Consider the following 11,408-nt stretch of genomic DNA (forward strand, 5'->3'; position numbering starts at 1 on the left):
ACTAACCATATATAGCTCCCTGCCCGCATTACTTTCGCAGTAATGTTTAACCTTTCCTCAGCGTTATCTGTTAGGACTACTCAATGCGTCTTCACCCAGCTTCATACAAAACCGTTACCAGTTATGCATGTGGGAGTATTAGCAGCCATCTTATCATAGGATTTTTTTAAGGTTTCCTACTGTGGTCTCGCAATATCAGTTATCATTATAAAAATTTATAATGTGGTTTATCCCTCGTTAAACGATTTCAAACCAACGTTTCGCACCGTACATTAAGCGTCTTTCTTCTTCTATAGTAGTTGGGGGCTCAGCCTTTTCTATAGATTCTTGAATTATTTCTGGAGTAACTTTTGTTGCTTTGTTACTTGGTAATCCTTCATCATATAACCCTATTAAAAATACATTTTTAAATGATAATCCTTTACTCTTATGTATAGTTAATAGGTAAATTGCATTAAATGTACCTTTATGGTATTCATCTAACTTTTTCTTCATCTCTTCTTTTTTTAGGTTTAACTCTTGATACCTTTTGACCATACCTTCCCATGATTGAAACTGTTCTGTTTCTTTTTCTATCCATTTTATTTCATCTTTTGTTAACTGGTTTCTAATGAGTGGAAATTCCAAAAAATTTTTAATAATATTTTCCATAGATATTGACTTCTTATTTTTTAATCTTACTAACCCCTCAAAATAATCAATAATCTCTTTTTTTCTATCCAAAGATTTATTTCCACAAATAAAATCAGCAATTTTTTGTGGATTTATATATGATGAACTATCTCCAATAAAGTTAACAACTTCTTGTTTTTTCTTGTAGAACGCATATGAAGTTTCTGAAATTATTTGGTTCCATCGAGTCAATTTATCACTATCTTCATTAGATATTATAAAAGCTTTCCAATATCTATATGCCCTTTTAAATGGATCCAAGCCAAAAATACCCATTAAGTCGTCATTAGTTTCTATTACAAAAGGGATATTATTAACCTCCAGTTTATGAAGTAATGTTTTAATTTGGGAAGTAGAACGATATAAAATTACACTTTCTCTATAATCTGGGACAGCTTTATTTCCTGATAAACCAATATACTGAGATTGATCTATAATCCATTCAGCTTCTTCCTCTGGAGTAGGTAAACTTCGAATATAGCAATCACCCTCATTTTTATGAAAAGGTTTCATTGATTTTTTTATCCTATTGTTCTCATTAAATGCAATTACCCGATTCCCAGCTTGAACTATTTTCGCAGTAGAACGATAATTTGTCATTAGTTTAAGAGTTTGGGTTTCATACATTTGGTCGAAGTCTTTTATGTATTTTGGCTCCGCACCTCTAAAATAATAAATACTCTGATCATCATCACCAACAATGATTAATTTAGCTCCGTTCTTCAAACCTGGCGGGCAAATAAGTTTAATGATATCCATTTGAAGAGGATTAGTATCTTGAAACTCATCAATGAATATATACTGAAATCTTTTTTGTACATATTCACGCGCTTGGATATCATCTTTTAAAACATGAAGTAAATTTAGCATGTAATCATCAAATACTACAATATTATTACCTTTTCGTTTATCATAAAATTTCTGCATCATCTTTTGAAACCTTTGACTTAAAGTTTCATCACTTGTTGGTTCAAGCACATTAAAGTGCTTCTCTATATATTTTGTCATCATCTCTATGGAGAATCCCATATTCGTCCAATAACTTATTTTTTCAAATAAATTTTTCTCTCCAGCATTTTCATCTAATTTTTTCAAATTATAATCTCTAATTAATTTATTTAATTCTTTCTTATACCTGCTCTCATCCGGATTATCTCCAATAATGCCCATTCGCTCTACATATGGAAATTGCTTTTTCAACTCATTATACAATCGTATAAAAAAGCTATGAAAGGTGCCAACTGCTACTTTAGATTTTTCCTCCCCTAAGAAAAAATTCACCCTTTCTTTCATCTCTTCAGATGCCTTTTTCGTGAATGTAATCATGGCTATTTTTTCTTCAGGGACATTCTTCATCATTATTAGATAGGCAGTTTTCGCACAAATTGTCTGTGTTTTTCCACTGCCAGCACCCGCAATAATTCTAAGATTCTTTTCCATATCATATCTAATAGCCTCAATCTGCTCATTATTAAAATCATTATTATCATTTTTAGGCTTTAAAAAATCAAAAAAACCTTTATCTTCATCATACTCAGAAAGAACATGTTGCTCTTTTCTTTCATCGTACTCAAGTTCTCCATAAATACCTTGATAAAGGTTCATAACGTCTTCTGCATGCACTAATTCTTTTATTTTAGTATCAATAGAGTCTTTAGCATTTTCAAGCTCTACTATCCTTCTATCTAATGTTTTATCTAATAATTTCTTCTCTTCTTTTAACATTTCATTACTTGCACATAAATTTTTTAATAAATTATTTTTTTCCTTAAGCTCTCTTTCTAAAATTTTTATTTTTTCTTGGAAGTGTTCTATTTCTTTTATTAACTTTTTTTTACCGAAAAGATCATCTAAAAAACTCATTATTTCCTTTCCTTTCCTTTCTTTTTAAATACAATATCTTTTTATAAAATAATTTGTTATAACACCCTAATTATCATACACTAACCAGGAAAATTTATCCTTATCAGACAGTTAATTCTTTATTATTATAACGAAAAAATCCATCTCTAAAATTCTCATCCAAAATATTTTATAATAAATAAGCGGTAGTATAACAAACCATACCACCGCATTAAATATAGTTTTATCTTTAAATTTAGTTATTAAAACAGTAAAATTTATCTTCTTTGTTTCCTTTTTGGCTTTTCGTTCCCAGCCAAAGCACCACAATTTTATCTTCTTTTTGTACCAATAAGCCATAAACTGAATTTATTACGTTCAAAGGTTGAAATAATATACTCAGGATAAAAACTTAAAATGTGTTCTTTTATTTGCTCTTCATGCTCTTTCAGAATCTTTTGAGACTGTGCATTTTTAGGAACCTTGATAAATAGTTTTAACTCCTCATTTGATAAGTCTAGAACAGACTTTTTTACTGATTTATTGAACTTTGTAATTACATCATTTGCAGACAATGCATGATTAGTAGAATTACTTAAAGGTATTTGAGAATACTGTTTCAAAAGTCGTCTAACATATATCGTCCCAGTAGTGGATTTAACTAGATTAATTATCGTGTCATCTGTAATTCTCTTAATAAACTCGGGCAATAGCAAAGCAAATACTATGCATGGAATTAAGATATTAGTTATCTGTAATACGCTCATCGTTACCTTGGCTAAGATAATCAGCTGGCTAGTGAATAAAAATCCTATATTTACATTTATCAAATCTTTCTGTAAAAATCCAACTAATAAAGTTAGCCCAAAACTTAAGATGAACAAAATGCTTAGAAAACATGCCAAATTATAGGTTTTCATGAAATACGTCTTTTTCTTTATAAATCTCATTTATAAAATCCCCCTTTCTGTATAGAACGTGGGTAGGAGAAGCGATAAAAATTGATAAGGATGTTCATTATCGATGAACTGCAGTAATCCCGTTCCCTTGCCTATTGGAATAACAATTTCCGCAGGAGTGCGGGAGACGAATAAAAATCCCTCCTTCACTTCTACGAAAAATAAAATCGTGTAAATTGACTCTTCATTCATTACAAGATCCCTATTTAAGCTTTGATTTTGGTATTTTTCAATCTTTTGAAGATTTTTCGATTCAATAATTGAAAACAATGAAGAAAGTTCAGGATTTTTGTCAGAATTGAAAGTGAATGAATTGAGTCCTTCTTTTACAAGCCTGAGCTTGCATCCTTTGGTTTTGTCCTTACACTTTTTATCAACGTATTCATATTGTATTTCAATAAGTGTTATTGCCCTTTTTACTAAAACATTTGTATCAATAAATTTTTGAGCTGTTGACTCTGAATATTGATTTGGTTTTGTAAATCCTATTTTCATAATGAAAACCTCCTTTTAAAATAGAGTCAAGAAGCAGCAACTCCTCAACTTACTATCTAAACGATTTGCAACTCGCTTAGATTTCTAGCCATCAAAGTCTTGCTGAACTTTGATAAATCTATTTTAAAAAATGTTCATTCTTTTTTGGGTGCAGTTTTGTTGGTAAATTCGCTCCATTCTACTAACAAAACCACCAACAAAATATTGCATATAAAAAAGAGCAGTTTAATTTTCTGCTCTTTTTTATATGCTATTTAGCGAATCTTATTAGTTCTTCATCTGTCAAAAGTTTTAAAAGATTATTTTGAATATCAATAAAACTTTCAATTGACTCACGTACATCCTCATTCAATCGTTCTTGCCAACGTTGAATAATTTGGCTATTATTAGTGAAATACCCTGGGATATTTTGATTTTGAAAATGTATGCTATCATAATATTCATCAAAAAATGCCATTAATTCTTCTTTAGAGTTGAAATCTGAGGTTTTTACAATAGGACTTTGTTCAATTATTAGGGGTTTATCCCTGAGTGTCCTTCCTAATTTTCTTGTATTGATAGCCCTATTTATAATATCATCAATTTCAACTTCTTTTGTTAAATTGACTTCCGGTACTTCTCTAAGGTTTATCCCATAACGCAAAAGTTTATTAACTGGAAATTCTGTCTCATCTAGAATTTCACCCTTCGTTACCATTTCCATAATTTTAGGTATTAAAGCAACCCTTTCAGCTCTTTCATCATTTGATAATTCATTCAAACGAGAATTATTTATCTCTATTTTCAAATGTTTTTCTCTTTTTGTCTGGATAGGAACAGTTGTTTGAAACGATGCTGACAAATCTTCATCTAAAAATTCATCTATCAAATTCTTTACCATAAATCCAATTTTAAAAATTCCATTACTCTTTAATTTTGCCACTATATCAGGAATAATGACTTTATTAAATTGATTACCTACCCATTGGCTAACTGTAGCATTGATATTAGAATAAATGAATTTCTCCTTTTCAAAAAGACTATCAAGCACCTCAGCTCTAAATGAGCGTATAAATTTATTTCTACACATTAGCCAAATCTTATCACTCATGTCATAAAGGTCTATTACAGTATCTTCATTTATCGGCGTAGTCCTATAGTCTCTTTCAATATTAATTGGCTTTCCACCTATAAAAAGTTGTTTATCAAATTCTTTACTCACATGATCCATGAAAGTATCGGTTGATTTAAGGAAATTATAGCGTTTTATGTTGAATTCTGCGAAACTCTCTGCTACTTTTAAAATAGCTTTTTGAGCTTCAATATCAATATCAGTTATATCACTATACAAACTTGCATCAGTAGTAAGGTTTTTACACGTAATTAATTCGAATAATCGGTCAAAAATCCACTCTACGGTTTCTTCAAGGTCATCCAGATTTCCAAAAATAATTTCTTCTGGAGTCTTTTCAAATGTATTTATATAATCAAAAAGAACTGTATCTGTAATAAAATTGCCACTTTTAGTGATTTTACCTTTTTCGATACGACTAACAGAAGATTTATCAGACATCTTTTCCATCGTAAACCCATGACTTTCTCGTAATTTTTTGCAACGCCCGGAAATTTTAGGAACTAGGTATGCTTCTAAATCAATCATATTACTACCAACTTTCTAGTTTTTTAAGTAAATATTACCACAATTATACAATTGTTTTTAAATAATTGTTTAGAGTATTAAAAGAGAAGTCAGTTACTAGTAAACTATGTTAACAAAAACATATAAATTTCAATAACTAAGTACAAAAGTTGTCCACGATTTAATACTAATATCATCTAAATTTTCATCATTTATTTACTATTAGTACAGCCTCTTTCATGTATTACTAGATTTTTGGCGGAAAAACAATTAATTTCAAATAAAAATTAATCTCCTACTATCACTTCTTTAAAGCAATTCATGCAAGTACCGTAGGCAGCTATTCAATAGCAAGAGATAATTTTGATAAAGCAGAAGAACTTCTGAATGAGGTATCTGATAAAATTGAGCAGGCTAAATTTTACTATAAAATTGGTGCTTTCCATTATGATATTTACGAATCACTCCAATCAATTAAGTATGTTAACAAAGCTAAAGAAATATTCTCTAAACATGAAGGCTATGAACGAAATATAAGATTCTGTGAAAACCTTTCTGGCATGGCATGTACCAATTTAAGAGAATGGGCATTAGCCGAAGAACATCTTGTAAAAGCAATGGATCTGTTCCACAAAATTGGAGAAGAAAAATTTACTATAGCGATTCGTCATAATTTAGGATTATTATATGCAGGGCAAAATATGTCTGAATTAGCTATTCGCTACCTCTCTAAAGTATCCGAAAAGAAACCTAACCACTATAAAGTCATTTTCATCGAAGGCAGAGAACACTTAAACTAGGAAACCAAGAAACTGCTAATACTTTATTTGAAAGAGGATTACAACTCTGTACAGAACTAAACAATGAAGAATATCAGCATCGGTTTAAAATTTTAAGAGACATTAATAATAATGTGCCTTCCGAGAAATTAGAAGCTACCGTTCTTGCAAGAATTGAATACTTTGAACGAGAAGATTTATATGAGTATATCATGGTCATAATTAAAAAAGAGGGTGCTCGCAGCTCCCTCTTTTTTTAGATAATTAAATATGCTCTCCATGATCCATAAACACTTCAATAGTTTCATTTTGTGATACGTCTTTTACATTAGTAAGACCAAAAGTAAAAACAGCGGATAACATCATCATTAATAAGATTGCTTTTTTCATTTTAGCGCCCTTCTTTCTATACTCTTTTTGTCTGCATCTAAAGCGATGTGTAAATACTTGCTGGATTTTTCGTGATTTTCTGAACCATAGAATATATTACCTAAAAGATAAGCATATTCTTTTACCCAATCATATAATTCTTCTTTTTCAAAATACGAAATACCTTCCATGACCACCTTTTCTAATTCTTCTTGTGGTGCATAGTTATGTACTGCTTTTAAAATTTGAAAATGATGACGATAACATAAGTCACTAATCTTATAGCCATTCTCAATATATTCATTAGCATTATGATTATGACCTAACTTAAAATGTTCTCTTGCTAAAAGAAACATCGTTTTAGCGTTGTTTTCTAGTGATTCCTCTAAATGCTTAATTGCTAACTCTGACATGTTTTGACTTGCATATAAAAGTCCTAAATTGTGCTTTACACGTTTAGTAAGACTTTCGTCATTAGATTTTTGGAAAGTACCCAATGCTGAAAGTAAATATTCTTCTGCACTTTCGAAATCACTTAAGCGAGTGTGTGCCATCCCTAAAGTATTCAAACAAGCAGCAGTTTTTAATTCATACCCTGGACTAATTGAAAATACTTCATTTGCCTTCGTAGCAAATTGAACTGCTAGAATTGGTTTCAATATGTGATAGTAATGAACTGCAAGCCAATAATTAAATTCAGCTTTTTCGATTTCATCATGCATGTACTCTAAATACTTTTCAGCTTCTTCAAATTGCATTCTTGCTTCACTATGGTTTGCTGTATTAGTAGCATAAATTGCTTTAAATAAATGATGATAGTACTCTAAAAATGTTTCTGTAGGCTCTTGTAATGGCTCAATTTTATCCAAAATATCTTTTGAACTATCCATATCACGAATTAGCAGATTATACCGTGCATTCAATAAAGCATAGTAGACTAATATTGTTTGGTCTTCCTTAATATTATTGATTTTATCTGCAATCTCTTCTTTTATTTTATTAGACTGTAATACACGTTGTGAAATTATAGCTTGATACCAGTCGTTTAATAATTTTGTGATTTCTTCTTTAGAAATAATTTCAACATTCATATACGCTACCCCCTTTTATTAAAGGTTACCATAACATACTTGTTTATATAAATGATTTTTCGAATATTAAAACTTGATAAAATTTTTCGAACACTCATATTAAACAATGTTAATTTCAGATTTATTGAACTACCCCCACTTTAAATAATTATCTGTTAATCTTACCAATCCAATTAGTACAACAGTTAACATGATACACAGGGAAGCTTTAATTGAATAGAAAACATATTTTGAATAACTTTCCTTAAAATTAGTATCAGTATCTCTCATTCCCTCGTCTACCGATTTTAATATCCATATTTCTTTAAGTACACGCATATATGATTTGATTTTATACGAAAAACCATGAATTATTAAAAATTTAGTTTCAGATAGAAGACGTAGACCATAGGAGTTGATGTCCCTTAACCCGCAATACATTCCTGTTTTTTTATTGATACAAGATATAAATCGTCAGTTTTAACTATATAGTTGAGAAGGAATGCTAAAAAAAGAAGGAGGATCATGATGAAATATCAAACCATATTTCCCTCATTAAAAAAATCGCTTTTTATCTTTATCCTTTCTTTCATTATGTTAATTTTCACACTCCCTGCCTCTACCTTTGCACAATCCAATAGCAATGCAAACCCTGTTACAAATTACTATGTATCACCAACAGGAAATGACCTCAATCCCGGTACATTAGATCAACCTTTCGCTACCATTCAAAAAGCTGCTAATGTCGCAAAAGAAGGAAGTACAATCTACATAAGAGGCGGAGTTTATAACCAAAAGGTTCGTGTTGCTCGTTCTGGTGCCTCAGGCGCACCCATTACTTTTCAAAATTACCAGGATGAAAAAGTCATTCTCGATGGTTCTAAGGTCAAATTAGAAGATGATGGATTATTTACAATAGAAGACAAAAATTATATTCAAGTAAAGGGATTAGAATTTCGTAACTTAAAGTCAACGAAAGTTAGCGAAACCCCTATTGGAATTTATATCACTGGAACAGGAAGTTACATTGATATTAGAAATAATTATATTCACCACATTGAAGCAAATGTAAAGGATGGAAACGCACACGGTATTGCTGTATACGGTACTTCATCTAGTGCACAAAATAATTTAAATCATATTGTCATCGATAATAACGAAGTAGCAAATTTGAAGTTAGGACTGAGTGAAGCAATTGCTGTGAATGGGAATGTAGATTCCTTTGAAGTTACCAATAACAAAGTACATGATAACAACAACATTGGAATTGTTCTGATTGGACATGAAGGTGTATCTCCAATAGCTGCTTTAGATCAGGCACGAAATGGAGTTGTACGTAATAACATTGTCCATCACAATTCATCCATCAATAATACGAGTTATAATGAATATTCAGCTGATGGTATTTACGTGGATGGCGGGAAAGAAATTATCATTGAGCAAAATCAAAGCTATGAAAACGACCTTGGTATTGAAGTAGCTAGCGAACATGCAGGAAAAAGTGCAAGCCAAATTACGGTTAGAAACAATACGATATCCAATAATATTATGAGTGGCATTGCAATTGGTGGATATGATAGTCAGCAAGGATATGCTGAAAATAACACGATTACAAACAATGTGATTTATAAAAATGATACAAAAGATCAAGAGAGTGGCCAAATCGAATTAAATTATGATACCCGAAACAATGTAATTACCAATAACCAAATCTATGCAAGTAATAGCCGTATTTTTATTAGCAATAATTTTAATAAAAACACTGGGAACAAACTTGATTACAATCATTACTATGGTGAATTCGATCAAATTAATGGCTTATGGCAATGGAAAAGAAAAACGTATAAAGGATTTACATCTTATCAAGCAGGTATGAATCAAGATGGAAATGAACAACATAGTGTATTTAGCAAATTGTCTCCTTCATTCAAACTTATTTTAAAATGAAGCAAATTTACTAAAATGACTTTATCTTAGCACACTTCAAATCCCCTCCACAATAATGGCAAGGATGAATTAAAAATTGCAGTTTCAATTGAAACTGCAATTTTTCCATGCTTATAAAAACTCTGTATTTATTCTTTAAGTACATAGGCGTATCTATAATTCTATTAGTAAACTGCGGCTAATTTCTCTTAATATGAAGTACTAATACCTCCGCAGAAATTAATCTATTATTAATTCAGGTACAAGTATATTAAAAATATGAACCTTATTTTTAGTATTTCTTTTTATATTTAATAGCTCCTTCTCCAATATGAATAAGCAACTTTTATTATCCCTAAAGAAATAAAGAAATATAAGAGGATATTCACAAATTGTTCAGCTGTAATATATTGAAGTATGTTAAGGAGAAATAATATAACTATTCCCAGATAAAGAGTATTATATAAAAAATTAGTAGTTTTATACTGAATTTCTAAACCTCTCTCATCTCTTGCCTCTTGGCTTTTTTGAAATTTAAACATATATAATTCACTTAGGCATGATAAAACTATAATAATAATTACAGCACACTTTATAAATTCCATTTATTTATTCCTCCTTATATTCGAAAACTTCCTCTAATGGTTTTCCAAAAGCTTGGGCTATTTTAAATGCAAGAATTAAAGAGGGGTTATATTTATTCCTTTCCATAGAAGCGATAGTCTGTCGACTAGCACCCACTCTCTCTCCTAAATCTTGCTGTGTCCAACCTTTTTCGGCACGACAAACAACTATCCGGTTGTTTAACAACTACCCTCACCTCCTATAAATATAATATCCTTTTTTTAACATTTTGTATATCATTTTTAACATTTTGCATATTTTTTTTAACATTTTGTTAAAAGTTATATATAAAAAACTTTTAATAGACTAGTATACATAGACATCATCCATAATTATTTAGTATGCCACAGCTTTTTTCTTAATATTAAGTATTTACATCCCCCTTCCTTACCTCTTCATTTTAATCGGGAAATTGAGGAAGAAAATGCTTCAAATAAAAGGATTTTCTCTTTTCTTATTCCAAATTAGTTATATTATTACGTATAATAAAGATATACATATATAGCACTGTAATTTAAGGAGGCCTTTATCTTGAACTACGGCTGGTCTGGAACTATTGAACAATTTAAGCAATTAGATGTGCAGTTTTTTGTTAAACAATTGCTAGATCATGTTTTTGAACTACCCCCACTTTCACTTCGTTTAGAAGTGGAGGATTCCTAAGTAAAGAGTTCTATCGAACTCTAATTGATTAGGCTAACCCCGCAGTCCTTGCGGTTAGAAGCCTTATCGCTTCATTCTTTAGATTGATACTTGCGTTAATATCCCTATCATGGTTTGTACGACAAGAAGGACAGTCCCATTCACGTAGGTTTAGATTTTTAACGTCTTTATTTTGATATCCACAACAAGAACATAATTGGCTGGAAGCAAATGTTTTCGATACGACAATGACTTGTTTGCCATACCATTTTGCTTTGTATTCTAACATTGATCGAAATTGCAACCAAGATACCTCACTAATTGCTTTTGCTAACTTATGATTTTTTAACATATTCGATACTTGCAAATCCTCTATACCGATAACATCGTGGTTTTTGATGATTTCAGTTGA

The 11,408-nt window shown here is 30.5% G+C and carries 12 protein-coding genes; 3 read left to right on the forward strand and 9 right to left on the reverse strand.

What is annotated here, in order from left to right; all coding sequences use genetic code 11:
• Positions 1–237: 237 nt before the first annotated feature.
• The 4 genes from C4S65_RS17515 to C4S65_RS34440 form a co-directional block, all read right to left on the reverse strand.
• Positions 238–2,535 (reverse strand): ATP-dependent helicase, encoded by a 2,298-nt coding sequence (locus C4S65_RS17515; RefSeq protein ID WP_258043876.1) that lies wholly within the window; start codon positions 2,533–2,535, stop codon positions 238–240.
• Between the two features lie 311 nt (positions 2,536–2,846).
• On the reverse strand, positions 2,847–3,464 hold the full coding sequence (locus C4S65_RS17525) for a hypothetical protein (protein ID WP_103945354.1): 618 nt from the start codon (positions 3,462–3,464) through the stop codon (positions 2,847–2,849).
• Positions 3,465–3,968, reverse strand: coding sequence for a hypothetical protein (locus C4S65_RS35235; RefSeq protein WP_255289962.1), 504 nt, complete (start codon positions 3,966–3,968; stop codon positions 3,465–3,467).
• A gap of 250 nt (positions 3,969–4,218) precedes the next feature.
• Positions 4,219–5,607, reverse strand: a complete 1,389-nt coding sequence (locus C4S65_RS34440; RefSeq protein WP_181032137.1) for a helix-turn-helix transcriptional regulator — start codon at positions 5,605–5,607, stop codon at positions 4,219–4,221.
• A gap of 539 nt (positions 5,608–6,146) precedes the next feature.
• Here C4S65_RS34440 and C4S65_RS35240 point away from each other — a divergent pair.
• Positions 6,147–6,386: a tetratricopeptide repeat protein gene (locus C4S65_RS35240; protein WP_223285839.1), complete on the forward strand. Its 240-nt coding sequence runs from the start codon at positions 6,147–6,149 to the stop codon at positions 6,384–6,386.
• Between the two features lie 243 nt (positions 6,387–6,629).
• On the opposite strand, the gene C4S65_RS17545 is transcribed toward C4S65_RS35240, so the two are convergent.
• Positions 6,630–6,755 carry a hypothetical protein gene (locus C4S65_RS17545; RefSeq protein ID WP_000709205.1) on the reverse strand — a complete coding sequence of 42 codons (126 nt, stop codon included), beginning with the start codon at positions 6,753–6,755 and terminating at the stop codon, positions 6,630–6,632.
• Positions 6,752–7,825, reverse strand: a complete 1,074-nt coding sequence (locus C4S65_RS17550) for a Rap family tetratricopeptide repeat protein (RefSeq protein ID WP_103945355.1) — start codon at positions 7,823–7,825, stop codon at positions 6,752–6,754. Before C4S65_RS17550 ends, C4S65_RS17545 begins: the two co-directional genes overlap by 4 nt.
• A 507-nt stretch (positions 7,826–8,332) precedes the next feature.
• Between C4S65_RS17550 and C4S65_RS17560 the strand changes: the two genes are divergently transcribed.
• Positions 8,333–9,751, forward strand: coding sequence for a right-handed parallel beta-helix repeat-containing protein (locus C4S65_RS17560; protein ID WP_000877182.1), 1,419 nt, complete (start codon positions 8,333–8,335; stop codon positions 9,749–9,751).
• 290 nt (positions 9,752–10,041) lie between these two features.
• Here C4S65_RS17560 and C4S65_RS17565 read toward each other — a convergent pair whose 3' ends face one another.
• Positions 10,042–10,335: a hypothetical protein gene (locus C4S65_RS17565; RefSeq protein ID WP_000394375.1), complete on the reverse strand. Its 294-nt coding sequence runs from the start codon at positions 10,333–10,335 to the stop codon at positions 10,042–10,044.
• Positions 10,336–10,339: 4 nt separating this feature from the next.
• Positions 10,340–10,540 (reverse strand): helix-turn-helix transcriptional regulator, encoded by a 201-nt coding sequence (locus C4S65_RS17570; protein WP_000933887.1) that lies wholly within the window; start codon positions 10,538–10,540, stop codon positions 10,340–10,342.
• 345 nt (positions 10,541–10,885) lie between these two features.
• Between C4S65_RS17570 and C4S65_RS35245 the strand changes: the two genes are divergently transcribed.
• On the forward strand, positions 10,886–11,017 hold the full coding sequence (locus C4S65_RS35245; RefSeq protein ID WP_003307393.1) for a hypothetical protein: 132 nt from the start codon (positions 10,886–10,888) through the stop codon (positions 11,015–11,017).
• A 28-nt stretch (positions 11,018–11,045) separates the two neighbouring features.
• On the opposite strand, the gene C4S65_RS17575 is transcribed toward C4S65_RS35245, so the two are convergent.
• Positions 11,046–11,408: RNA-guided endonuclease TnpB family protein (locus C4S65_RS17575; protein ID WP_103945356.1), on the reverse strand; the 363-nt coding region annotated here is incomplete at its 5' end.

It is taken from the genome of Bacillus sp. ok061, assembly GCF_900108285.1.
Lineage (GTDB): Bacteria > Bacillota > Bacilli > Bacillales > Bacillaceae_G > Bacillus_A > Bacillus_A thuringiensis_S.